Source organism: Rhizobium sp. R635 (assembly GCF_002211285.1).
Classification (GTDB): Bacteria; Pseudomonadota; Alphaproteobacteria; order Rhizobiales; family Rhizobiaceae; genus Rhizobium.
This window is the reverse complement of sequence record NZ_LOKX01000032.1, coordinates 172,451-195,574: the sequence shown is the minus strand read 5'-3', so window position 1 is coordinate 195,574 and position 23,124 is coordinate 172,451. Positions and strand designations below refer to the sequence as shown.

Annotated in this window: 21 protein-coding genes; 12 read left to right on the top strand and 9 right to left on the bottom strand. The window is 62.8% G+C overall.

The window, feature by feature from the left end; genetic code table 11:
- Positions 1–10: 10 nt before the first annotated feature.
- The gene (locus tag ATY78_RS20460) at positions 11–916 is read right to left on the bottom strand and encodes a LysR substrate-binding domain-containing protein (RefSeq protein ID WP_088684129.1); all 906 of its coding nucleotides are present in this window, start codon (positions 914–916) and stop codon (positions 11–13) included.
- Positions 917–1,171: 255 nt separating this feature from the next.
- Here ATY78_RS20460 and ATY78_RS20455 point away from each other — a divergent pair, with 255 nt between their 5' ends.
- Together ATY78_RS20455 and ATY78_RS20450 are read left to right on the top strand one after the other, a co-directional pair.
- Positions 1,172–1,483 (top strand): hypothetical protein, encoded by a 312-nt coding sequence (locus ATY78_RS20455; RefSeq protein WP_088684128.1) that lies wholly within the window; start codon positions 1,172–1,174, stop codon positions 1,481–1,483.
- 225 nt (positions 1,484–1,708) lie between these two features.
- The gene (locus ATY78_RS20450; protein WP_088684127.1) at positions 1,709–1,909 is read left to right on the top strand and encodes a hypothetical protein; all 201 of its coding nucleotides are present in this window, start codon (positions 1,709–1,711) and stop codon (positions 1,907–1,909) included.
- Between the two features lie 28 nt (positions 1,910–1,937).
- On the opposite strand, the gene ATY78_RS20445 is transcribed toward ATY78_RS20450, so the two are convergent.
- The 3 genes from ATY78_RS20445 to ATY78_RS20430 form a co-directional block, all read right to left on the bottom strand.
- On the bottom strand, positions 1,938–4,466 hold the full coding sequence (locus ATY78_RS20445) for a methyl-accepting chemotaxis protein (RefSeq protein WP_088684126.1): 2,529 nt from the start codon (positions 4,464–4,466) through the stop codon (positions 1,938–1,940).
- A gap of 312 nt (positions 4,467–4,778) precedes the next feature.
- Positions 4,779–8,486 (bottom strand): trifunctional transcriptional regulator/proline dehydrogenase/L-glutamate gamma-semialdehyde dehydrogenase, encoded by a 3,708-nt coding sequence (putA, locus tag ATY78_RS20435; RefSeq protein ID WP_088684124.1) that lies wholly within the window; start codon positions 8,484–8,486, stop codon positions 4,779–4,781.
- A 28-nt stretch (positions 8,487–8,514) separates the two neighbouring features.
- A complete protein-coding gene (locus ATY78_RS20430) occupies positions 8,515–8,721 on the bottom strand; it encodes a hypothetical protein (protein ID WP_088684123.1) in 207 nt (68 codons plus the stop codon).
- Between the two features lie 171 nt (positions 8,722–8,892).
- On the opposite strand from ATY78_RS20430, the gene ATY78_RS20425 reads away from it, so the two are divergent.
- Positions 8,893–9,387, top strand: a complete 495-nt coding sequence (locus tag ATY78_RS20425) for an Lrp/AsnC ligand binding domain-containing protein (RefSeq protein WP_088684122.1) — start codon at positions 8,893–8,895, stop codon at positions 9,385–9,387.
- 30 nt (positions 9,388–9,417) lie between these two features.
- Here the strand turns inward: ATY78_RS20425 and ATY78_RS20420 are convergent, their stop codons facing one another.
- Positions 9,418–9,798: a helix-turn-helix domain-containing protein gene (locus ATY78_RS20420; protein ID WP_088684121.1), complete on the bottom strand. Its 381-nt coding sequence runs from the start codon at positions 9,796–9,798 to the stop codon at positions 9,418–9,420.
- 156 nt (positions 9,799–9,954) lie between these two features.
- Here ATY78_RS20420 and ATY78_RS20415 point away from each other — a divergent pair, with 156 nt between their 5' ends.
- Positions 9,955–10,347 (top strand): DoxX family protein, encoded by a 393-nt coding sequence (locus tag ATY78_RS20415; protein WP_088684120.1) that lies wholly within the window; start codon positions 9,955–9,957, stop codon positions 10,345–10,347.
- Positions 10,348–10,375: 28 nt separating this feature from the next.
- On the top strand, positions 10,376–11,122 hold the full coding sequence (locus ATY78_RS20410) for an SDR family oxidoreductase (RefSeq protein WP_088684119.1): 747 nt from the start codon (positions 10,376–10,378) through the stop codon (positions 11,120–11,122).
- 54 nt (positions 11,123–11,176) lie between these two features.
- On the opposite strand, the gene ATY78_RS20405 is transcribed toward ATY78_RS20410, so the two are convergent.
- Positions 11,177–12,073, bottom strand: a complete 897-nt coding sequence (locus ATY78_RS20405; protein ID WP_088684118.1) for a LysR family transcriptional regulator — start codon at positions 12,071–12,073, stop codon at positions 11,177–11,179.
- 96 nt (positions 12,074–12,169) lie between these two features.
- Here ATY78_RS20405 and ATY78_RS20400 point away from each other — a divergent pair, with 96 nt between their 5' ends.
- From ATY78_RS20400 to ATY78_RS20385, 4 genes are all read left to right on the top strand, one after another.
- On the top strand, positions 12,170–13,366 hold the full coding sequence (locus tag ATY78_RS20400) for an MFS transporter (protein WP_088684117.1): 1,197 nt from the start codon (positions 12,170–12,172) through the stop codon (positions 13,364–13,366).
- A 24-nt stretch (positions 13,367–13,390) separates the two neighbouring features.
- Positions 13,391–14,137 (top strand): SDR family oxidoreductase, encoded by a 747-nt coding sequence (locus ATY78_RS20395; RefSeq protein WP_088684116.1) that lies wholly within the window; start codon positions 13,391–13,393, stop codon positions 14,135–14,137.
- 13 nt (positions 14,138–14,150) lie between these two features.
- On the top strand, positions 14,151–14,621 hold the full coding sequence (locus ATY78_RS20390; protein ID WP_088684115.1) for a cyclophilin-like fold protein: 471 nt from the start codon (positions 14,151–14,153) through the stop codon (positions 14,619–14,621).
- A gap of 131 nt (positions 14,622–14,752) precedes the next feature.
- Positions 14,753–16,405 carry an acyltransferase gene (locus ATY78_RS20385; RefSeq protein ID WP_088684114.1) on the top strand — a complete coding sequence of 551 codons (1,653 nt, stop codon included), beginning with the start codon at positions 14,753–14,755 and terminating at the stop codon, positions 16,403–16,405.
- On the opposite strand, the gene ATY78_RS20380 is transcribed toward ATY78_RS20385, so the two are convergent.
- A complete protein-coding gene (locus tag ATY78_RS20380; RefSeq protein WP_088684282.1) occupies positions 16,406–17,293 on the bottom strand; it encodes a LysR substrate-binding domain-containing protein in 888 nt (295 codons plus the stop codon). It lies immediately after the preceding gene.
- A gap of 111 nt (positions 17,294–17,404) precedes the next feature.
- On the opposite strand from ATY78_RS20380, the gene ATY78_RS20375 reads away from it, so the two are divergent.
- Genes ATY78_RS20375 through ATY78_RS20365 form a run of 3 tightly spaced genes read left to right on the top strand, consistent with a single transcriptional unit; the run spans position 17,405 to position 21,058 of the window.
- Positions 17,405–18,658, top strand: coding sequence for an aromatic ring-hydroxylating dioxygenase subunit alpha (locus tag ATY78_RS20375; protein WP_088684113.1), 1,254 nt, complete (start codon positions 17,405–17,407; stop codon positions 18,656–18,658).
- A gap of 10 nt (positions 18,659–18,668) precedes the next feature.
- On the top strand, positions 18,669–19,736 hold the full coding sequence (locus ATY78_RS20370) for a hybrid-cluster NAD(P)-dependent oxidoreductase (RefSeq protein ID WP_190237504.1): 1,068 nt from the start codon (positions 18,669–18,671) through the stop codon (positions 19,734–19,736).
- A 41-nt stretch (positions 19,737–19,777) separates the two neighbouring features.
- Positions 19,778–21,058, top strand: a complete 1,281-nt coding sequence (locus tag ATY78_RS20365) for a Xaa-Pro peptidase family protein (protein WP_088684111.1) — start codon at positions 19,778–19,780, stop codon at positions 21,056–21,058.
- A 12-nt stretch (positions 21,059–21,070) separates the two neighbouring features.
- Here ATY78_RS20365 and ATY78_RS20360 read toward each other — a convergent pair whose 3' ends face one another.
- Complete coding sequence (locus ATY78_RS20360; protein ID WP_088684110.1) at positions 21,071–22,084, bottom strand: GlxA family transcriptional regulator; 1,014 nt, start codon at positions 22,082–22,084, stop codon at positions 21,071–21,073.
- 29 nt (positions 22,085–22,113) lie between these two features.
- Positions 22,114–23,112, bottom strand: coding sequence for a 4-hydroxyproline epimerase (locus tag ATY78_RS20355; protein WP_088684109.1), 999 nt, complete (start codon positions 23,110–23,112; stop codon positions 22,114–22,116).
- Positions 23,113–23,124: the final 12 nt, after the last annotated feature.

Genomic DNA, 23,124 nt, shown 5'->3' with positions numbered 1-23,124 from the left:
GACGTTCGGGCTAGTTCATCGCCAGCCTGATATCTCTTCCTTTGGTCGCGCTGAGAACTTCGTGGAAGGCATTGAACGCGCTGGGGCGGTCATTCCTACGCGAGACGAGCAGCGTTTCGACAGGCCCCAGCGGGTGGGTCTGGAGCGACGTCGGCCAGTGCATGAGGTCGAGAACCGATTTCGGCATGACGCCGGCCGTGTTGCCGGCCGCAACGCTTGCCAGGATCGCATGGTAGGAGCCGAGCTCGCTGGTCGGCAGGGCGCTCGATTTGCGCGCCCAGTTCTCGGCGATCCTGCGATAGGTGCAGCCGGGCTCCAAGGCGGCAAGCGCGCCGACGCGAAGGTCGGCGGCGGATTTGATCGGGGAATGGCCTGACGGCAGAACGATCAACAGATCCTCGACGAAGACCGGCTCCATCGCCAGCGTCTTCAGCTCGGCATCGAAATCCGAATCCTCCTCGCGCATCGCCCTGGGCGGACGGGCGATCAGCGCGCAATCCAGGGCTTCGGTGAGCACCGCGCGGGCAAGATCGCGGGAGGCACCCATCGTCAGCTGCAGCGAGACGTCAGGCCACATCTGGTTGAACTGGGTCAGCGCCGCCGGCAGCCTGCTTGCCGCCGTGCTCTCCATCGTGCCGACCCGCAGCGTTCCCGAGGGGGCAAGCGGCCGCACGGCCTGGCGCGCTTCGAGCGCAAGCGCCATCAGCCTGTTGGCGTATGCGAGGAAGGTCTCCCCTTCGCGTGTCAAAGTCATCTTCTTGCCGTCACGGCTGAAGAGGGAAGCGCCGAGATCTTCCTCCAATTGCTGGATGCGCGTCGTCACGTTCGAGGGCACCCGCCCGACGGCCCTGGCGGCTTTCGTAACGCTGCGGTCGCTGGCGACGGCGAGGAATATCTCGATCGACGAAAGGTCCAATGAAAATCTCGTTTTCGAAATTATGGAGACGGATAATTCTCTATATAAAAACCATCGCCCCGACTCAAGTCGTATTGCGATATAATTTTCCTATCCGAGCGAAAGCGGAAACGGTTGCCGAAAAAAGAAACGCGACGCCGAGGAAATAGCCAGACAGGCCCGAATATGCCGCTGTCGGACCGATGGCACGGGGGTTTCGGGCTGGCACGAGGTTTGCATCTGCAATTCCATCTGCAGATCGACCGACGAAGACCCATGTTGCACCTTGTCCTGACCTGTCTTCTCCTAAGCGTTGCTTCCGGCTTGAGCATGCGGCGTTTTCTTCTGCCCTATTTTTCGGCCGGCGATATCGCCGAGAAGTCCGCTCCGGTCACGATCGTCGCAAGCACCGTCTTTCTGGCGGCAATCGCTTTCACCGTTTCCGACCAGGACCTCTGGGCAAAATCCGTCATCCTGATGCTCGGCCTCCTGCTGGCCGCCATGTTCGACGACGCAAGGCCCAAGCTGACGATCGCGCTCTCCGCCGTCAGCCTGGCCGCCTATCTCGGGCTGCGCTCGATCGCCTGAGTGCGGATAAAGCCATTCCGCCCAAGCCTTCACGGCTTCCATTCCATCGCGTCGATGCGCTTGCGCAACCGGAAACGTTCCGGTGGCAGCCGGAGAATATTTCAAGCGACACGTGAAAATGATTTCAAATCAAGAATGATCTTGAATCATAATTCTCTAATATAGAATATGGAGAAGCCCGGTCAGAGATCGGCGACACAGAAACTCATTCGATGAGCGACGATCATGGAGAGCGATCCCGCAAGAAAGATCTGGTCGGAATGGTATGCATGGCATCCGGTCCTGCCGATCGACGACACAGTGTTCTGGCTCGAAACCGTCTACCGGCGGGAAAGCCCAGACGGTTTCTGGCAATATCGCTCGTTCCGCACCGAATGCGAACGCCGGCAGGCGTCAGCCGACATCCCCCTCTGTCCCGGGGCTTGATGCAAGTCGCCGGGAAGCGCCTGCGCCGTCAGGAGGCGAGCGCGATCGACGGCCTGCGGCCCTCGGCGACCGCGGTCTGGAAGTGGGAAATTCTTTCGTTCAGCACCTCCACCTGATGCCGGAGCCGGTGAATCTCGGCGGTGTTTTCCTCCACCATGGCGGCATTGTGCTGGGTGATGTGCTCGACATCGCGCACGGCGTTGTTCACCTCGTCGATGCCCTTGTATTGCGTGGTCGTGGCAGAGGAGATGACCTGCACCAGCCCGTTGATCGAGGTGAAGTGCTGCATGATTTCCGAAAGCGCCTTGCCGGTTTCCTCGACGAGCTGGACGCCCGCGCCGACCTGGGTCGCGCTGTTGGAGATGAGCTGCTTGATCTCGCGGGCGGCCGTGGCGCAGCGCTGCGCAAGCTCGCGAACCTCCTGCGCCACCACGGCAAAACCTCTGCCGGCCTCTCCCGCGCGTGCGGCTTCGACACCCGCGTTGAGCGCCAGAAGATTGGTCTGGAAGGCGATCTCGTCGATCACGCCGATGATGCTGGTGACCTTCTCGGACGACCGGTTGATGGCGCCCATCGCGTCGATGGCCTTGGCGACGACGGCTGCGGAGTGTTCCGCCTGGCGGTGGGCCTCGGCGACGGAGCGCGACGTCTGGCTCGCATTTTCAGCCGTCTCCCGCACGCTGGCGGTCAGTTCCCCAAGCACTCGCGAACTGTCTTCGAGGGCTGCGGCCTGCTGTTCCGTGCGGCGGGCCAGATCGTCGGCGGCGCCCGAAAGATTGGTGCTGCCCTCGGCGATCTCATAGGTCGTGTTGCGAACCTCGGCGAGCGTAAGGCGCAGCGCATCGATGGCGTGATTGTAGGTGCGGGCCATGGCGACATAATCCGCGGCGAGATCCTCGCTCATTTCGGCGGCGAGATTGCCGTTGGCGAGCTTGCCGAGCATATCGGAGAGCGCGTTCAGAGCTTCGCTCTGTTCCGCCTCGATCCGCGCCTGCTCGGCCGCGCGGCGGGCCTGTTCCAGTTCGTCGCGCGCCCTGTTGGCTTCCGCGACCTCTTCCAGCCTGGTCTTCTCCAGCGCCTGGTCGCGGAAGACGGTGACGGAGCGGATCATGTCGCCGATCTCGTCGGCGCGCTTGCCGTCGCCGATCGGGACGTTGAGATCGCCGTTGGCAAGCCTCATCATGGTCTGGGTGATGCGCTTCAGCGGGCCGCGCAGCGTTTCGATCAGCATGAGGCCGCCGATGATCGCAAGCACCGTGCCCGCAATCATCGCCGCGAGCGACATCGTGGCCGAACGCTGGCTGATCTCCTTGCCGCTTTCCTGCGCGGTGCTGACGAATTGCTCGAGTGTGCTGCTTGCCGCAGCGACGAGCTCGGTCGCCGCTTCCCTGTTCTTCTGCCACCGGTCGGCGATCGATATCAGGAGCGAGCTGTCCTTTTCGATCGAGGCGAGGGACGGCTCGATCTTCTTCGCAAGCTCCTGCAAGGCGGCGTTTTTCCCGCTCAAGGGGACGAGCTCGGCAGCGCTTTCGCGCAGCGCCTTGAGATCGGCGAGAACGGCATCGCGTGCCTCTGCATCGACCCGCCTGTTCAATTCACTCAGGTGCAGGCGCAGATCGTCGATCGATTTGAAAGCGGTATTGACGATCGCCACCATCGAGCGAAGCGTGGCGATATTCGCATCCATGCCGACAAAACGCTCGATAGCGGTATCGGCATTCCCGGAGGCGAGCTTTCCGAACTTCTCCTCGAAGCCCTGCAGATCCTGGTCGACGGCAGCATAGCCATCGAGCGTAAGATTGGCGCTGTCCTTGGCCATCGCGGCGAGCTTGTCCAATACCGGCTTCAGCGCTGCAATCTGGCTTTGGGCCTTGTCGGAGGCGACTGCGGCGCTCCCGCCGACCTCCTTGACGAGCGGCGGCAGGAGATTGCCGAGAGCGCCGGCGATATCCGCGGGGGCAGTTGCCTGCGCGGCCGCCTTGCGCAATTTTGCAATGCGCTGCGCGAGATTCTTGTAGACAGAGGCATCGAGGAGCAGCGCCCGGACGAAGGCCTCTTTTCCGTTCGCCTGATCCTGGAGAACGTCGAGCTGCTTACGGGCGGTCTGGCTTTCCTTGAAAAGCTGCGCCACAGCCTGATCGATCGCCTGTTCGGTATTCGTGCGCTCCTGGGCCACGGCCCAAAGCGCGTCGACGCCGCCCTGCATCTTGCCGCCGAGTTCGCGCACCGCCGAGATCTTCTGCTTCTGCGAGGGGTCGACCAGCATGGCGTCGAGCGTCGCAGCACCCTTCTCCTGATCGGAGATGCCGGCGATCAGCCGGTCGCGCGTGGCCGCCGTCGGAAGATCGGTAAAGGCGGTCAGCGAGGATCTGAGTTGCTGGAAACTGGAAAGCGTATCGATCGTCTGCCGCGTCAGGGTCATCTGGCCCTTGAGCGTTCCAGCGGTGAAATAACCGAAAAGGCCGATACCGGCGATGAGGACGATCAGAGGCACCACGAAGAAGAGAACCTTCGTCACGATCCGCATGCGCTGCAACAGTCGATCAATCAACGCCATAAAATAGTCCCCGTCCCAGGAATGGTCCCGCCTGATCGTGCCACCGTAGCCGCAACTGCTAAAAAAATGGTCAATGGTGTCGAGTTTCCTCGGAGCCGCCAAATGCGTACCCAAGGCCCCATTTTCCGCATCCCGAGATTCGCTGATAAACCCCGCCGTCTACTCGACGTCATCCTCGGCCTTGTGCCGAGGATCTGCTGCCCTATCGACCGGAGGCAGATGCTCGGGACAAGCCCGAGCATGACGATGGAGAGGTTGACAGCCTGGGTCAGGGGCATCGAGGGCGTATTTCGCGCCCTCGTCCTGATTCATTCAGCCGATCGCCATCAGGCTCGCATTGCCGCCGGCAGCGGCCGTGTTGATCGAGGTCGACACTTCCTCCAGCAGCCAGTTGAGACAATAGGCTTCGGGATCGCTCGCCAGTTCCTCGCTGGTCGCGGCCTGGACTAGGAGAAGCGGACCGGGCAGCGCGGCGATCTTCCGGTTGACGACAAGAACCCTGTCGCGATCGCCTTCGACGAGCGCACCGGAGAAAGGCCCATCCTTTTCCCAATCCGACGCCCAGGAAATCCGGCCGGCGAGAGCCGCCGGCAGATCCGCCAGGACCGACTTCGATATGGAGCCCGCGTCGACGGCGATATGGTTGCCCGTGGAAAGAGCGGCGGCGATCTGGCGATGCAGCCCGCCTTCGGTCTGCGGCACGAGAAGAATTCGACCGCGCGGATGGAGCGCGTAGAGATTGCGCTCGCCGACGGGACCGGCGAGTTCGCGTTCGAGCCCGAGCGCCGAACGGCTCGCATAACCGCGCGCCGCTTCCCCTTCCGCCGTCAGGCCCTTCTTGTCGAGCCAGACGATATAATCGCGAAGAGCGAGATCGGTATGCACGGAATCCTGCTGCGGCGGCACGGGCGCGCGCTGCACCAGCCGGCCGATATAGAGCGGACCGCCGGCTTTCGGGCCGGTTCCCGACAGGCCGCGGCCGCCGAAAGGCTGCACGCCGACGACCGCGCCGATGATGTTGCGGTTGACGTAGAGATTACCGGCCTTGATGCGGCTCGTCACATGCGCGATCGTTTCGTCGAGCCGGGTGTGGAGCCCGAATGTGAGGCCGTAGCCCGATGCGTTGATGTCGTCGATCAGGCGATCGAGACCGTTTCTCTTGAAGCGGACGACATGCAGGACCGGACCGAAGATCTCCCTCGTCAGGTCCGACAGCGACTTGATCTCGATGATCGTCGGCGGAACGAAGGTGCCCGCCGCAGCGCTTTGCGGCAGTGGCAACTGCTCCACCTTGCGGCCGGCGGCGCGCATCGCTTCGATATGCTGGTCGATCTCCGTCTTGGCGCCGTCGTTGATGACGGGCCCGACATCGATGCTCAAGCGATCGGTGCGGCCGATCGTCAATTCACGGAAGGCGCCCTTCAGCATGGCGAGCGTCCTGTCGGCCACGTCGTCCTGCAGGCAGAGGACGCGCAGCGCCGAGCAGCGCTGGCCGGCGCTGTCGAAGGCCGATGTCACGACGTCGGCCACGACCTGTTCGGCCAGGGCGGAGGAATCGACGATCATGCCGTTCTGGCCGCCGGTTTCGGCAATCAGCGGGATCGGCTTGCCGGTTGCCGACAGGCGTTCGGCAAGCTGCGCTTGGATCATGCGCGCGACCTCGGTCGAGCCGGTGAACATGACGCCGGCCGTTTCCTGAGCGCCGACCATGCCCGCGCCGAGGCGGCCGCTGCCGGGCACGAATTGCAGCGCGCCGACCGGCACACCTGCTTCGTGGAGGATCTTCACGCTCTCCGAGGCGATGATCGGCGTCACGCCGGCCGGCTTCGCCAGCACGGGATTGCCAGCGACGAGGGCTGCGGCAACCTGGCCGGTGAAAATCGCCAGCGGGAAATTCCACGGGCTGATGCAGACGATCGGGCCGAGCGGCAGATGCGACGGACCGAGGGTCTTGCGGGCCTGATCGGCATAATAGCGCAGGAAGTCGACCGCCTCGCGCACTTCGCCGACCGCGTTGGCGGCCGATTTGCCGGCCTCGCGCATGATGATGCCCATCAGCACCTTGATGCGGGCCTGCATGATATCGGCCGCCCGATAGAGGCAGGCGGCGCGCTCCGCCGGCGGCACCGCCGCCCATTGCGGCGCATACTCGGCCGCCATCGCAACCACACGGGCGGCCTCCTCGACTTTCAGCTCTGTCACCGTGCCGACGACGTCGCCGTGATCGGCGGGATTGGGGACATCGCGTGTCACGCCATCCGTGGAGCCATCGGCGAGAATCGGAAGCGCATGCCAGGGCGTGACAGCCGTGGAGGCGAGCGTCTCCGCCAGGTCCGAAAGCGTGGTTTCGCTCGAGAGATCAAGGCCGCTCGAATTGGCGCGCGCGCTGCCGTAAAGGGCCTTGGGTGCCGCGATCTGCACATGCGGGGCGCCGACGACGGGCATGGCCGCGACGGTCTCGGCCGGATCGGCGATCAGCGCCTCGACCGAGACGTTCGGATCGGAGATGCGGTGCACGAAGGAGGAGTTGGCGCCGTTTTCGAGCAGGCGGCGGACGAGATAGGCGAGCAGCGTCTCATGCGTTCCGACGGGCGCATAGATGCGGCAGGGCCGGTCGAGCTTTTCCTTGCCGACGACCTCGTCATAGAGCGGTTCGCCCATCCCGTGCAGGCACTGGAATTCGTATTTGCCGACCGCGAAATCAGGCCCTGCCAGATGATAAATCGCAGCCAGCGTTTGCGCATTGTGGGTGGCGAACTGCGGAAAGACGGCATCGGCGGCGGCCAGCAGCTTGCGTGCGCAGGCGATATAGGCGACGTCGGTGTAGATCTTGCGGGTATAGACCGGATAGTCGTCGAGACCGTCCAACTGAGCGCGCTTGATCTCCGCATCCCAATAAGCGCCCTTGACGAGACGGACCATCATCCGGCGCCCGGAGCGGCGGGCGAGATCGATGATGTAATCGAGCACGAAGGGGCAGCGCTTGCCGTAGGCCTGCACGACGAAGCCGAGCCCGTTCCATCCGCCGAGCTCCGGGGCAAAGCAGAGTTCTTCGAGGAGATCGAGCGAAAGCTCCAGCCGGTCGGCCTCCTCGGCATCGATATTGAGGCCGATATCGTAACCCTTGGCGATAACCGCGAGCGCCTTGACCTTCGGCAGCAGCTCGCCCATCACTCGGCCGGCCTGCGCTCTGACATAACGGGGGTGAAGGGCCGACAACTTGATCGAGATACCGGGACCGTCATAGATACCCCGGCCATCCGCCGCCTTGCCGATGGCGTGGATCGCCTTCTCGTAATCCTTGAAATAACGCTCGGCGTCGGCGGCGGTCGTCGCGGCCTCGCCCAGCATGTCGTAGGAATAGCGGAAGCCGCGCGCTTCGAGCGGCCGGGCGCGCTTCAGCGCTTCCTCGATCGTTTCGCCGGTGACGAACTGCTCGCCCATCATGCGCATCGCCATATCGACGCCGCGGCGGATCACCGGCTCGCCGGCACGCGCGATCAGCCGCGTCAGCGCCGCCGACAGGCTGCGGTCGTTGACCGTCGAAGTCAGCTTGCCGGTGACGACGAGACCCCAGGTGGCCGCGTTGACGAACATGGATTTGCCGCCGCCGATATGCGAGGTCCAGTTGCCCTCGGCGATCTTGTCGCGGATCAGCGCGTCGCGGGTGTCCGTGTCGGGAATGCGCAGCAGCGCTTCGGCAAGGCACATGAGCGCGACACCTTCCTGGCTGGAAAGCGAATATTCCTGCACCAGCCCTTCGACGCCGGTGCCCTTGTGCTTGGCGCGCAGCGCCTCGATCAGTGTGCGGGCCGTGCTGCGGATGTCATAACGCTTGGCCTCGGAAACGCGCGCGGCCGCAACGAGCGGCGGCAGGCATTCGGTTTCCGGACGGCGATAGGCTGATGTGATCGCCTGGCGGAGCTCGGATTGCGGCCGGATCGGCGGCGCAAAAGCGGCGAACGGCGCGCTGCCGGCGGGATCATTGGAGGATGCGGGGTCGATCGCTGCGTTCAACATGGGAGTCCCTGATCAAAGAATGTTTCGTCTAACGGATAAATGGAACACCGGGCTCGTCATCCCAGAGCGCATCATCCAGAAAAGCGGGGCCGGAATATTCCGTCTCGCAAAGCGGGCGCGCATCCGGCTTGTCGCGCTTGAGGGTGAATGCTGCCGCAACCGCTCTTATCGCCACCGGCCTGTAGTGAGCGAGCAAGTCGGGCTTCCGCTCGTCATCCGCTTGTTTCTCGTGCATCCGTGATCCCCTCCTGGTGCGGCGCCGCTGCCGATCCCGGCAATGCGCCAGGCGCTCACGCCTTCCTCCCACTGCCGACGCACAATCTACCATAGCCGCAAATCGCGATCTCACTTGATTTTAGTGGTTTTCAAGCCGTATGAACTTATAAAGCGATCACCGAGAGTTCAAATGGCCACAGAAACCGACATCTTTAGTGAATTGGACCAGTTCGACAGAAAGATCCTCGCGGCTCTCGCCGAGGACGGGAGACTGTCGATCACCGATCTCGCCGCGCGCGTCGGGCTTTCCAAGACGCCCTGCCAGATCCGCTTCAAGCGACTGATCAACGACGGCTATATCGAAGGCTTCAAGGCCGTCCTCAACCCGGCGAAAATGCAGCTCGACCACATCGCTTTCGTCGAGGTGAAGCTCTCCGACACCCGCGAGGCGGCGCTCAAAAGCTTCAACGACGCCATCAAGAAGATCCGGGAAGTCGAGGAGTGTCACATGATCGCCGGCCGGTTCGACTATCTCCTGAAGATCCGCACCCGCGACATCGGCCGCTACCGCCGCGTGCTGGGCGAGCGCATCTCGACGCTGCCGCACGTTGCCAACACCTCGACGAATGTCGCGATGGAGACGATCAAGGAAGGCTGGGACAAGTTCGGTTCCAGTCTTTCGTGACTGTGAGGTCGTTTATCGACCCGCCTCCGTTCAGCCGCCTCTCGCTTTACGCCCGCGTGCACTCGGTTTTACCGGTACGCTTTTGCCGTACTCGTTCCACCATGCCGTCAACGCCTCCATCGTCGGACCGAGACTCCGCGCCTTTTGCGTGATCGTATATTCGACCCGCGGGGGAACCTCCGCAAAGACGGTGCGGGAGACCATGCCATCCGCTTCGAGCTCGCGCAGTTGCGCTGTCAGCATGTGCTGGGTGATGCCGGGAATGGCCTTCCTCAACTCGCCGAACCGGTAGACCCGCTGATTGAGCAGCCACATGATTTCCAGCTTCCATTTGCCGGAAAGCAGCGCGAATGCACGCCGCATCTCCTCATGCATATTGATTTCGCCATCGGCCATAGTCTGCTTTTCCATACTAGCAGCAAGTAATTCATCCTACTTACAAAGATTGATCTTAGACGACATTTTCCACCCATGCACCGGGGGGCGCAGCAAGAAGCGCCCCTCATAGATAAACCGACAGACTCGACGAGAGGAATGTTGCTGCGTGAGCAGCGACAGGGATAACTCATGCTTGAATTTTACGGATACTGGATCAGCACGGCGCTTCTATCCGCGCTCTATCTCGCTTCAGCGACCCTCTATGTCACACGGAGAGACTGGGTTCGCGAGGCTCTGGGGGAGCTTGGTTTCAAGGCTCCCTTCCTCATTCCGTTCATGATCGTCGTCAAGGTTCTCGGCCCGGCCGCGATCCTTTCGCGCGTCAGCGTGCCGCTCAGCGATCTCGCCTATGCCGGCATCTTCTTTCACTTGCTGCTGTCCGGCTTCGCACATGTCGGCGTTCGAAAACCTGCCGGCGCTCTGCCAGCGGCGATCGGCCTGGCACTGCTGGTCACCTCATTCGCCACGCAGAACGATGCCCGCGGCGTGCCTTCCCCTTACGTCCAGGCTGCGATGCGTTGATACCCCAACCCAAATCACGGAGAAAGAAATGAACCGACTCAATGGAAAAGTTGCCATCATCACCGGCGCAAGCCGCGGCATCGGCCGCGCCACCGCGAAGCTGTTTGCGGCCGAAGGAGCCGAAGTCGCTATTCTCTCGCGGACACCCGAAGGTGTCGAACGCGTTGCTGCCGATATCATCGAAGCGGGCGGCACGGCGCTCGGCGTCGTCTGCGACGTCGCTCAAGCCGGTCAGATCACGGCCGCGGTGGACAAGGTCGTGGCAATCTACGGACGCATCGATATTCTGGTGAACAATGCTTTCGATGGTTCAGCAGTCTTGTCTTCGGTCATCGACCTCCCAGCCGAACAATTGCAACGGAACTTCGACACCGGGCCGATCGCCTATCTGCGTTTCATGCAGGCTTGCTATCCTCACCTCAGGAAAAGCGGGGAAGGCCGGATCATCAACTTCGGTTCGATGGCCGGCACGATTGGCCTCGCCGGATACGGTCCGTACAACATGGCCAAGGAGGCGGTGCGCGCGTTGACCCGCACGGCGGCACGCGAATGGGGCGCCGACAACATCACCGTGAACAACATCCTGCCGATCGCCGATACCTGGGGCGCCGTGGAAAAGGAGGTTCCCCCGCCGATGAGCGCGCTTGCCCGTTTCGGCTCGCCGGAAGACGACATTGCGCCGGTGGCCCTGTTCCTCGCCAGCAAGGATTCGCAATTCATCACCGGCTACAGCCTGACCCCCGACGGCGGCGCAATCATCGACAGCGGCCGCTAAGCGCCCATATCAAGAGGGCGCGGTGGACTGCGCCCTCTTATCCAATGAGGGTCGCTACCTCTGCCGGTAGCGGAAGGCTTCGACGAAGGCGGCGAAAGCAGGGGATGGATGGCGGCGGCTGGGGTAATAGAGATGATATCCTTGGAACGTCGGCGCCCAGTCCGCGAGCACTTCCTGCAAATCGCCGCTGTCCAGATATCGCCGGACGAGGTCCCTCGGCACGTAGGACAGCCCCACGCCATCGAGAGCGGCATTGATCGCCGGCCCTATGTTGCTCATCACGAGCTGGCCCTCGACACGGACACTGAACTCGCGACCATCCCTCTCGAACTCCCACGCGTAGAGCGCGCCCGACGTGGGAAGCCGCAGGTTGACGCAGTTGTGGTCCGTCAGGTCGTGCGGGACCGCGGGCGCGGCGCGGCGCGCAAAATAGTCCGGTGATCCGACCACGGCATAAGAGACGTCGGGACCGATACGGGCGGCCACCATGTCGCGCGCAATCGCCTCGCCGAGCCGCACGCCGGCGTCGAACTGGCGTTCGACGATATTGGTGAACCCATTGTCGACGATGAGTTCGATGGTGATATCAGGATAGTCACGCAGAAATGCCGTCAGCCGTGGACGGAACACGAGGTCGACGGCATCGTCTGGACAGACGATGCGGACAGGGCCCGAAGGCTTGTCGCGCAGCGCGCTGATCGCGCTGATTTCCGCAGTAATGCTTTCGAAATGAGGCTGAATGCTCTCCATCAGGCGCGCGCCGGCCGCCGTCGGCGCCACATCGCGCGTCGTGCGGGAAAGAAGCCGGACGCCGAGCCGTGCTTCGAGCGCGCTGATCGTATGGCTGAGCGCCGAGCGCGTCACTCCGAGCTTCGATGCGGCGCGCGTGAAACTCCGCTCCTGCGCCACCTCCAGAAACGCGCGCATTTCAGTGAACTCGTCGCGCCGCATTGTTGAATCTCCCTCATCACGACATTCAGATTATAGCTTCTAGTCGCGCAAAACCAGCCCGGCTATCTCTCTCTCGAAACGGACGGGAGACCACGGATGAGTATCGAGCTGACATTGAACGAAACCTCGCTGGCGGAAGGTGCTGCGACGCGGTGGAGCGCGGTGACCTGTCTCTCGCTTCTGACGTTCCTTCTGGTCGGGCTGGAGTTTCTCCCCGTGAGCCTTCTGACGCCGATTGCGGGAGATCTCTCGGTGTCGGAAGGGCAAGCCGGATTGGCGATCACCGTGTCGGGTGTCTTTGCGGTTGTCACCAGCCTCTTCGGCAATGTCTTCCTGGCGAAGATCGACCGCAGATCCGTCGTGCTGCTCTATACGGCGGTTCTCGTCGCCTCGAGCCTGGCGGTTGCGCTGGCACCCAACTTCCCCGTCTTTCTCGTCGGGCGGTCACTGGTCGGCGTTTCGATCGGCGGCTTCTGGTCGCTGTCGACGGCCATTCTGGCGCGCCTGGCTTCCGATCGCGACCTGCCCAAGGCCATCGCCCTTCTTCAAGGCGGCACCGCATTCGCGCTCGTGCTTGCCGCGCCGCTCGGCAGTTTTCTCGGCGGATTGATCGGATGGCGCGACACCTTCTTCGTCACCGTGCCGATCGGAATTGCCGCGCTCGTCTGGCAACTGGCCGTGCTACCGAGGATGCCCGCGACATCAACCGTCTCGGTGGCCGGGATATTCGGGCTGCTGCGCAATCGCACATTCGCGATCGGAATGGCGGCGACCGGTCTCGCCTTCATCGGCCAGAACGCCTTGTCCATCTACCTTCGCCCGTTTCTGGAGGGCGTGACGGGACTGGAACTGAATGTCTTGTCCATGGTGCTTCTCGGCCTCGGCGCCGGCGGATTGGCTGGTACCTCCGTCATCGGCTTCATCGCCCGGCGGCATCTCCTCCCCGTACTGATCGGCCTGCCGACGGCTCTTGCGATCCTTGCCCTGCTGCTGATCGCGCTCGGGCCGTTCGCGGCGCTCACCGCCTCTCTGCTCGTGATGTGGGGATTCTTTTCGACGCCGATACCGGTCGCCTGGAATACCTGGATGGCCGCCGTCGTTCCCGGTGAATTGGAAGCGGCAGGCGGGTTGCAAGTGGCGCTGATCCAGCTTGCCATCGCCGGCGGCGCTTTCGCCGGCGGCATCCTGTTCGACACCGCGGGATGGTGGAGCACCTTCTTGCTGGCCGCCTGCCTTCTCGCGGGTTCGGCTGTCCTCGCCGCCATCGCCGCCATCGCCGGCCGCCGTGCCTAACCCCCAAAACAGGAGATCATCATCATGTCTGGAGGAATCGAAAACAAAGTCGTCGTCATAACAGGCGCGAGCAGCGGGCTTGGCGAAGCCACGGTGCGCCACCTTGCCGAGCGCGGCGCTTCGGTGGTCCTCGGCGCGCGCAGAGCCGACCGCATCGCGGCGCTGGCCGAGGAATTGTCCGCCAAGGGCCATAAGGCCAAGGCGGTCCAGACCGACGTCACGGATCGACATCAAGTCAGGAACCTCGTCAACACGGCCGTCGCCGCGTTCGGCCATGTCGACGTGATGCTGAACAATGCCGGCCTGATGCCGCTTGCGCCGCTCGAACGGCTGAAGGTCGACGAGTGGGACCGCATGATCGACGTGAACATCAAGGGCGTGCTCTACGGCATTGCGGCAGCGCTTCCCCACATGAAGGCGCGGAAGTCAGGACATATCATCAACGTGTCTTCCGTCTACGGCCATGTGGTCGATCCGGGTGCTGCCGTCTATTGCGCCACGAAATTCGCCGTGCGCGCGCTTTCGGAGGGGCTGCGGAAGGAAGCAAAGCCATACAATATCCGCACCACGATCATCTCACCCGGCGCAGTCAAAACCGAGCTGCTCGAGCATATCAGTGAGAAAGACATTCAAGCCGGCACACAGGAATTCGTCAGCAGGATCGCTATCGGCGCGGATACGTTTGCCCGAACGGTCGCCTTCGCAATGAGCGAGCCTGATGATGTCGACATCAATGAGATCCTGTTCCGGCCCACGGCCCAACCCGTCTGATGCGAGTCGCGCCATGTTTACGACACCCAAAAACATGTGCCGTCGCGCTGTGCTGAGCGGAGCCTTGGCAGTCGCTGCCATACCCTTCGCGGCGCAAGGGCAGGAAAGACACGATCCGGCCAGCCAGGAGCCGACCGACGTCAGGATCAGGATAGGCTTCAATAACCTGACCCTGACCGCGACACTCTACGACAACCCGACGGTACGCGATCTCGCCTCCATGCTGCCCCTGGACCTCAAGATCGAGGACTACGGCAGGAACGAGAAGATCGTCCATTTGCCGCGCAAGCTCACGGAAGAAGGCAGCGGCCCCTTCGGCAACGAACAGTCGGGCGATCTCTGCTATTTCAAGCCGTGGGGCAACCTCGCCCTGTTTTACGCGGACTACAGATGGGACGGGCTGATCCGGCTCGGCCGCTTCGACAATGGCTTCGAAGCGCTGCTGGTGCGCGGCGAGTATTCGGCCCGCATCGAGCGCATCTGACGACGGGCTTCTCAGCATGCACCATCCGGACAGTCTTGCTTTCGAACGGCTCCCGCTGTCTGATGCCGCGACCAACGGACCGCAGCAGGCAGACGGATATTCGGCGGTCGAATCCGGGAATGAGGAACAGGATGGATCACGCCAACAGCCCGCAGGCACCGGCGAGCGAGGATAAGGAAGCGCGCCGGCTGCAATATCTTCCCTGGGAGCGTATCGCGTCGGATCTCGATCATCCCGCTCATCTCGCCCGCAAGGCTGCGCTCAGGCGATCATGCGCGGCCGCGCTGGCCGAGACGTCCTATATCGCCGAGAATGCCGCGATCTTCACCGAAAGCCTGACGATGGGCGAGCGGTCGTGGATTGCGGGGCACGCGCTCGTGCGCGGCGATGTCGTGCTCGGTGACGATTGCTCCGTCAATCCCTATGCCTGCGTTTCCGGCAGGGTGACATGCGGCAATGGGGTCAGGATTGCTTCGCATGCGTCGATCGTGGGCTTCAATCATGGCTTCGACGATCCTGATCTGCCCATACACAAGCAGGGTGTCGCCAGCATCGGCATAACCATCGGCGACGATGTGTGGATCGGCGCCAATTGCGTGATCCTCGATGGCATCACGATTGGAAATGGCGCCGTCATTGCTGCCGGGGCGGTCGTCACCGGGGACATTCCCGCCATGGCGATTGCCGGCGGCGTGCCTGCCCGGGTGCTGCGCAGCCGAGGCTCGGCGGCCAGGAAATCCAGCGCGGGAGATACCGAAGACCAATTGGTCAGGCTCGGGCAGAAGGCGAAAGAGCAATGGCCGGATATCCTTGCACGGTGGAGAACGCAGGGAAGTTATGAATCGCTGGAAGCGGACGGCGTCAGACGGCCGGCGATCCGGCACCTGTGTGATGCGATCGAAATCGCAGCCGGCTTCGGCCAGCTGCCGTCCGGACTCGATCCGTCAGAGACCGTGGAGCGCCTGCAAGGTCTGCAGGACCGGGAGACCGGCCTTTTTCCGGAGGAGCATGCGCGTGCACACGGCGGCGTATTGAGGGATGATCCGAAGGCGCTCTATAACGTTCTGTCGGTCGGCTATGCGCTTGAACTGCTCGGCTCGAATCCGCGGCATCCTGTCCAGGCGGTCGAGCTCGACGCCGGAGAGCTTGACGCATGGCTGCGCGCGCTGCCCTGGCAAAGCCGGGCGTGGCACTCGGGCAGCGTGGTCGATGCCATCGGCACCGCCATGTATTTCAACGCCCGGTATTTCGGCATCCGGCGTTCGCGGCAGGCGCTTTTCGAATGGCTGAGCCGGAATGCCGACGGCGTCTCCGGCCTATGGGGCGAGCCGACGGCGCTGGAGGGATGGCTCCAGCCGGTGAACGGCTTTTATCGCCTGACACGCGGCACTTATGCCCAGTTCGGCGCAGCCCTTCCCCATCCGCACGCGGCGCTCGAAACGGTTCACTTGAACTATCGCAACCACAAGGGCTTCGCCGGCGCGAAGTACAATGCCTGCAACCTGCTCGATACGATCCATCCCCTGCTGCTGATTGCCCGGCAGACCGATTACCGCCGGGCCGATGGCGAGGCGATCGCCCGCAGCCTCATCTCGCGGGCGCTCAACAGATGGCGAGATGGCGAAGGCTTCCCGTTCGCCGACGGCGGCGAAGCGAGCCTGCAGGGAACGGAGATGTGGCTTTCGGTCATTCACCTGGCGGCCGATTTCCTCGGCCTCGCGGACCAGTTCGCCTTCGTCCCCAAGGGCGTGCACCGGACGGCAACGCCTGGGCTTGGCTTCTGATCAGCCGTGCAGCGAGGCCGTCAGCCAGGCGGCGGCGAGATCGCGCGCATGGCTGCGCTTGGCCTTGATCGGCACGATCACGTTGTAGCGGCCTTCGGCGGCAAGCTCGGCTTGCGAGGCGGGCACCAGGGTTCCGTCCTCCAGGAAGGTGCCGATCAGCATGCGCCATCCCAGTGCAATCCCCTGCCCGGCACGCGCGGCCGCGATGCTTTCGGTGTAATGGTTGAAGCGAAGCGACGGCTTGATCTCGATATTACCGCCGGTCAGCGACACCCATTGCGCCCAGCCATACCAGGAACGATCGAGCACATCCGTTTCGATGAATTCGTCGGCGGAGCCGAGCGGGCCATCTCCCCGGCGCCTGAGGTGGTCGGGAGAGCAGACGGGGCAGACGACGTCGCCGCGCGAGGCGATGACCGTTCCATCGCTGAAGGGCGGCATGCCGTAGCGGATGGCCACGTCGATCTCTCCATCGTCGAGAGCGATCGGGCTGTCCTGGGAGATCACCCGTACCAATATGCCCGGATTCGCCCGGCGGAACTCCGCCAGCCGCGGCAGCAGCCAGAAGGAAGAGAAGGCGACGGTCGCCCCGATCGTCACCACGTCCTGGCTGCGCGACTGCATCGCTTCCACGCTCTCTGCGATATCGGCGAAGCTCTTCGCCAGCGTCGCGCCGAGACTGATGCAGGCCGCCGTCGGCTCGATTGCCCTGTGCTTGCGCACGAACAGGGGCTGGCCCAACTCCTCCTCCAGCAAGGCGATCTGCCGGCTGACCGCCGCCTGGGTGACGCCGAGCTCGGTCGCGGCCGTCGTGAAGCTTTTCCGTCTGAGCACAGCCTCCAGCGTCACCAGGGCCGTCAGCGACGGGAGCCGTTTTCGGAATTGCATCTTCAATCCTCTTTTCGCATGATAAAAACTTATGCGAGCGTGATTTTTTATGCCGTTGAAACCCCATAACTGCAAGCGCAATCTAGGGAAACTCTCACATAAGAGGTTCTCATGCTAAACAAGCTTCCATCTTCGATTTCGGCCCTTCTCGAAGCCCGTGCCGACGGCCATTCCCTGCCGGCCGGCCTCTACACCAGGGAAGATGTGTTCGAAGCTGACATCGACGTCTTCTTCCACAAGCACTGGATCTGCGTCGGCCTCGACTGCGACGTTCCCGAACCCGGCGACGCCACGGTGATCGATATCGGCAAGACGAGCCTGATCCTCCTGCGTGACGACGACGGCGAACTCCGTGTCCTCCACAATGTCTGCCGCCATCGCGGCTCCCGCCTTCTCGACGCGGGCAAGACGATCGTTTCTAAGCTCGTCTGTCCCTATCACACCTGGACCTATGAGCTGACGGGAGAGCTGAGCTACGCTCCCCACATGGGCAAGGATTTCGACAAGGACTGTCGCGGCCTGAAGCCCGTCACCTTCAAATCCATCGGCGGGCTGATCTATGTCTGCCTCTCCGACAATCCGCCCGAAGACATCGCGCTCCTCGAGCAGACCATGGTCGAGCGGCTGGCTCCCTACGATATCCGCAATGCCAAGATCGCCCACCAGACCGACGTCATCGAGGACGGCAACTGGAAGCTGACGATGGAGAACAATCGCGAGTGCTACCATTGCTCCGCGAACCATCCGGAACTCTGCGTCTCCTTCGTCGATCTCGACTTCGGCTTCGACCCGGAAACGCTGAGCCCCGAGGATCGCGAACAGGCGGAAGAGCATTTCCGGCTCTATGAGGAACGCACGCAGGCCTGGGAGGCGGACGGTTTTCCCTCGGCCGCCGTCGAGCAGCTCACCGACTGCGCCACCAACTTCCGCACGCAGCGGCTGATCATATCAGGTGCCGGCGAATCCCAGACCCATGACGCCACCGCCGCATCTTCCAAGCTGCTCGGCCACATGACCCGCAAGGATCTCGGCGATACCCATCTCTGGGGTCACAACAGCTGGAACCATTTCATGGGCGACCATGCGGTGGTGGCGACCGTCATTCCGCTTTCGGCGGGCAAGACGCTGGTGCGCACCAAATGGCTGGTTCACAAGGATGCCGTCGAAGGCGTGGATTACGATCTCGACAAGCTGACGGACGTCTGGATCGCGACGACAGACCAGGATGCCGACCTCGTTGCCCGCTCGCATGCCGGCACGCTCGATCCCGCCTATCAGCCCGGCCCCTATTCCCGCTTCTCCGAGACGAACCTCGACAAGTTCGCCGCCTGGTACATCGACCGGATGCGCGCCCATGGGTATTGACCTCACATCCATGCGTCTAGGTCAGAGCGCGCAGCAGGTCTGGGATTCGGAGACCGACGAGACCCTCGTCTGTCTCGACGTCCATCAGGAGACGCATGACGTGAGAAGCTTCACGTTCGCGTCGCCCGAAGGCAAGCATTTCCACTTCGATGCCGGCCAGTATTTTCTGTTCGACTTCCCCAGCGGTTCGGATGGCGAGGCGCGATGCTACAGCATCTCGTCGTCGCCCCATCGAAGCAACGCCTTTACGGTGACGGTCAAGCGCGTGCCCGGCGGCCGGATATCGAACTGGCTCCACGACCACATGGCTCCAGGCATGACCGTCAAGGGTCAAGGACCGCTTGGTCATTTCATCCGACCCAAGGGCGAGAAGATCAAGCTTCTGCTGCTCTCCGGAGGTTCGGGCATCACGCCCGTCATGTCGATCACACGTGATCTGGCAGACCGCTACGAAGCGTCGGACATCGTCTTCCTGCACGCGGCGAGAACGCCTGCCGATCTGATCTTTCGCCATGACCTTTCGGGGCTCGCAGCGAGGATGAAGGGACTGCGTCTCCAGTTTCTTCCCGAGACGGTCGCCGGCGAATTAGCATGGCCAGGGCTGACCGGCCGGATCTCGCCGGAATTCCTCAAGCTTGCCGTTCCCGACATTGCCGAACGCGTCGTCATGTGCTGCGGTCCCGCGCCGTTCATGGCGGCGGCGCGTTCGATCACGGCGGCTCTCGGCGTCCCGGTAGAAAACTATATCGAAGAGAGCTTCGACGCCGCCGTCATCGACGAGCCGGGCCTCGACGTCGAAGTACAGCCGGCGACGAGGACTTTCCAGGTCGAATTCTCGAAACAGAACAAGACGTTGGAAGTCCCGTCAGACCAGACCGTGCTTTCAGCGGCAAAGAAAGGCAGCGTCCGCCTGCCCTCCTCCTGCTCGAACGGGGTCTGCGGGACCTGCAAGTCGAAGCTTGTCTCCGGCTCGGTGGAGATGAGCCACAATGGCGGAATCCGGCAGCGCGAAATCGACGCCGGTTTCTTCCTGCCCTGCTGCTCCAAGCCGCTCAGCGATCTCGTCATCGAGCGCTGAGCACCGCCCACCCACCTCACGAACCGGAAGGATTGCCTCGGATGCTGCGAGACGAAAGCTGTTCCACCGAGCCATCCGGCTCGACCATCTTCAAGGACGAGAGAAAGCAGGCTTATCTCAACCCCGAGGGAGCCGACCGGCCCCTCATGAGTCCCGTGCCGGCCGAAACGCTCGACAGGGCGCGCCGCTACCGTCTGGAACGGTTGCGCCTGAAGATGCGCGAATGGGATTGCGGCGCCCTGCTGCTCTACGATCCCGTCAACATCCGATACGCTTTCGATTCCTCGAACATGAGCATCTGGACGATGCACAATCCGTCGCGCTACGCCCTGATCCTCGCCGACGGTCCGGCGATCCTCTTCGAATTCGAAGGCGCCGAGCACGTCAATGACGGACTGCCCGGCATCGACGAGATCCGGACGGCGAAGTCGTGGATATTCTTCACCGCCGGGAACCTGATGGAGCCTCGGCTGAAAGCCTGGGCGGACGAGGTCACGCATCTCATGAAGACCAGCGGCGGCAACAGGCGCCTGGCGGTGGACAGGCTCGAACCGTCAGGCGCATTCGAACTCCGGGAACGCGGATTTACGCTGCTCGACGGCCAGGAACTGGCCGAGCGGGCGCGGTCGATCAAAAGCGCCGAGGAGATCGAACTGATGCGATGGACGATCCGCGTCTGCGAAGCCGGCATGGCGCGGATGTACGAAGTTTCCGAGCCCGGCCGCACCGAACGCGAGATCTGGGCCGAGTTGCACTTCGAAAATGCGCGCAGCGGCGGCGAGTGGCTCGAAACCAAGCTTCTGACCGCGGGTCCGAGAACCAATCCCTGGTATCAGGAATGTTCGGACTACGTCATCAAGCGCGGCGAGATGATTTCCTTCGATACCGACATGATCGGTCCCTACGGCTATTGCGCGGATCTCTCGCGCTCATGGACGGCGGGCCATGTCGCCATGAACGCCAAGCAGAAGGAGCTTTACGCCGCAGCCAGGGATCAGATCGAGTACAATCTTTCCATCATCAGGCCTGGCATGACATTCGGCGAATTCAACGAACACTCATGGCAGATTCCGGAGAAATACCAGCCCTATCGATACACCCTCGCCCTGCACGGAACCGGCATGGCGGATGAGTGGCCCGGCGTCCTGCTGCATCCGGATTTCGATCCCGATTTCAGCGGCATCATCGAGGAAGGCATGGTGCTCAATGTCGAAAGCCTGATCGCCGAGGCCGGCTCCGAAAGCATCAAGCTGGAGACCCAGGCCCTGATCACGGCCAAGGGCGCGGAACGGCTGGACAGCTTTCCCTGGGAAGAGATCTGAAACTCTCTGCGTTCAGTGCGCTCTCGCAGCGGCCGCGCGGTGCTGGGAGGGCGTCTGCCCGAATGTGCGCTTGAACGTCCTCGTGAATTGCGAGGCGTTTTCGAAGCCGACATCCAGCGCGATCTCGATCAGCGGCGCCTTCGACTGGGCAAGGATCGATTTTGCCCGCTCCATGCGGACACGGTTATAGGCCTTGGCGGGAGACATTCCCGTCTTCTCGATGAAGATTCTCTCCAGCTGCCGCCGGGAAAGCCCGACCATGGCGGCGAGCTTCTCGATCGGCATGCTGCCGTCGACGAACTGCTCCATGGTGATCATCGCCGCCTTGACGCGGGCATCGTCGTAATCGTCGTAGAGCGGACGCCGGGGCTGAATGTCGGCCGGAGCACGGGCCTTCTCGATCTGCAGCACTTCAAGCGCGTTTCGTTCGGCATCACGGCTGATGTATTTCCGGACCAGCAACGCCGCCATGTCGGCAGCACTGCTGCCGCCGGCGCAGGACCCGCGCTGGCGATCGAGATTGAAGAGCCGGTCGGAGCGAACGCTGAGTTCTGGGAACCGCTCGCGGAACTCCCTGTAATGCAGCCAGCTCACGCAGGACTCGTGCCGCTTCATCAGCCCCGCCGCGGCAAGGATGAACGAACCGGTGCACACGCCGATCAGCGGCACCTTCTTGGCATCCGCCTGCTTGAGGAAGGTGATGGTCTGCTGGTCGACGGGGTTTTCCACGCTGAGAAGGCCGCCGACGACGGCGATGTAGTCGAACCGCGCGGGATCGACGAAATCGGACGTCGGCGCAACCTGGACGCCGCAGCTCGAGGTGATCAGATGACGCGTGCTGCCGATCACCTGCCAGTCGGCAAGCACCCTTCCGGAACGGTCCTGCTCATCGCTGGCAAGCCGCAGCGTATCCACGAACAGCGCAAAGGCGGACAGCGTGAACGACCGCGACAGAACGAACCCAACCTTGAGCCGGGCGGCGGGTTTCGCGGCTCCGTCTGCCTGCCGATGCTGCCCGGGTCGCATAGTCATCTCATCACCGTCCCTGAATGCGCTCATCTAATCTGGAAACCGTGCGCTAGCGGATCACGATCGTCAACAAAAATGGTGTTATGCCCGATGACCCGCGCCCAGCCTCCGATGCTCGGGAGAATGCCGCGATAAGGCCCGATCTTTGCCTCGGCTTCCACCCGGCCCTCGAAGATGGTTCCGATCAGGCTTTCATGACGATAGCGCGACCCGACGGTAAGCCGTCCCTTCCCATGGAGCTGCGCCATGCGCGCCGAAGTGCCGGTGCCGCCCGGCGAGCGATCGATGGCCTTCTCGCCGTAGAAGACCGCACAGCGCCCGTCCGAAACATCGTTCACCGGGCGGTCGCACCAGATCGCGTGGTGCACGCCCGATATCCTGGCATCGTCGGGATGAACGGGATTGCAGACATCGGCAAGTGCTGCCCGGAGCTTCTGGCTGCAGCCGACGATGTCGGATGCGCTCATGCCGTCAAGCCCGCTCCAGTTCTCCTGCGGCTCGACGACCGCATAATAATTGCCGCCATAGGAAATATCGACGCGCAGGCGGCCCATTCCTGGCACATCCACCGCGACATCGGCCTCATGGAGATAGCTCGCGACATTGTGGAGACGAACGGAATCGACATATCCATCCTTCACCTCATAGGTGACGTCGACCCTGCCCGCCGGCGTTTCGATGGCGACCCTTCCGGGCTCACGCGGCTTGACCAATCCTTCTTCGATCGCGGCGGTCACGGTGCCGATGGTGCCGGCGCCGCACATCGGCAGGCAGCCGCTCACCTCGATGAAAAGAACGGCGAAATCGCAATCCTGGCGATAGGCCGGATAGATGATCGATCCCGACATGATGTCGTGCCCGCGCGGCTCGAACATCAGCGCCTTGCGCACCCAGTCATGGTCGCGGACGAAGATCTCCCGTCGTTCGCCCATGGGCAAGTGCGGCAGCAGTGGACCGCCGCCGGCAACGAGGCGGACCGGGTTGCCGCAGGTATGGGCGTCGATGCAGAAGAAGCTGTTTCTCATCCCGTCAATCCT

Bases quoted from the DNA above. Each gene is read 5' to 3' on its own strand.
- ATY78_RS20400 (WP_088684117.1), top strand. From the start codon at position 12,170: ATGAGTATCGAGCTGACATTGAACGAAACCTCGCTGGCGGAAGGTGCT.
- ATY78_RS20425 (WP_088684122.1), top strand. From the start codon at position 8,893: ATGGCCACAGAAACCGACATCTTTAGTGAATTGGACCAGTTCGACAGA.
- ATY78_RS20360 (WP_088684110.1), bottom strand. From the start codon at position 22,084: ATGCGACCCGGGCAGCATCGGCAGGCAGACGGAGCCGCGAAACCCGCC.
- ATY78_RS20430 (WP_088684123.1), bottom strand. From the start codon at position 8,721: ATGCACGAGAAACAAGCGGATGACGAGCGGAAGCCCGACTTGCTCGCT.
- ATY78_RS20365 (WP_088684111.1), top strand. From the start codon at position 19,778: ATGCTGCGAGACGAAAGCTGTTCCACCGAGCCATCCGGCTCGACCATC.
- ATY78_RS20390 (WP_088684115.1), top strand. From the start codon at position 14,151: ATGTTTACGACACCCAAAAACATGTGCCGTCGCGCTGTGCTGAGCGGA.
- ATY78_RS20385 (WP_088684114.1), top strand. From the start codon at position 14,753: ATGGATCACGCCAACAGCCCGCAGGCACCGGCGAGCGAGGATAAGGAA.
- ATY78_RS20395 (WP_088684116.1), top strand. From the start codon at position 13,391: ATGTCTGGAGGAATCGAAAACAAAGTCGTCGTCATAACAGGCGCGAGC.
- ATY78_RS20355 (WP_088684109.1), bottom strand. From the start codon at position 23,112: ATGAGAAACAGCTTCTTCTGCATCGACGCCCATACCTGCGGCAACCCG.
- ATY78_RS20455 (WP_088684128.1), top strand. From the start codon at position 1,172: ATGTTGCACCTTGTCCTGACCTGTCTTCTCCTAAGCGTTGCTTCCGGC.
- ATY78_RS20380 (WP_088684282.1), bottom strand. From the start codon at position 17,293: ATGCAATTCCGAAAACGGCTCCCGTCGCTGACGGCCCTGGTGACGCTG.
- ATY78_RS20415 (WP_088684120.1), top strand. From the start codon at position 9,955: ATGCTTGAATTTTACGGATACTGGATCAGCACGGCGCTTCTATCCGCG.
- ATY78_RS20375 (WP_088684113.1), top strand. From the start codon at position 17,405: ATGCTAAACAAGCTTCCATCTTCGATTTCGGCCCTTCTCGAAGCCCGT.
- putA (WP_088684124.1), bottom strand. From the start codon at position 8,486: ATGTTGAACGCAGCGATCGACCCCGCATCCTCCAATGATCCCGCCGGC.
- ATY78_RS20420 (WP_088684121.1), bottom strand. From the start codon at position 9,798: ATGGAAAAGCAGACTATGGCCGATGGCGAAATCAATATGCATGAGGAG.
- ATY78_RS20450 (WP_088684127.1), top strand. From the start codon at position 1,709: ATGGAGAGCGATCCCGCAAGAAAGATCTGGTCGGAATGGTATGCATGG.
- ATY78_RS20410 (WP_088684119.1), top strand. From the start codon at position 10,376: ATGAACCGACTCAATGGAAAAGTTGCCATCATCACCGGCGCAAGCCGC.
- ATY78_RS20445 (WP_088684126.1), bottom strand. From the start codon at position 4,466: ATGGCGTTGATTGATCGACTGTTGCAGCGCATGCGGATCGTGACGAAG.
- ATY78_RS20370 (WP_190237504.1), top strand. From the start codon at position 18,669: ATGCGTCTAGGTCAGAGCGCGCAGCAGGTCTGGGATTCGGAGACCGAC.
- ATY78_RS20405 (WP_088684118.1), bottom strand. From the start codon at position 12,073: ATGCGGCGCGACGAGTTCACTGAAATGCGCGCGTTTCTGGAGGTGGCG.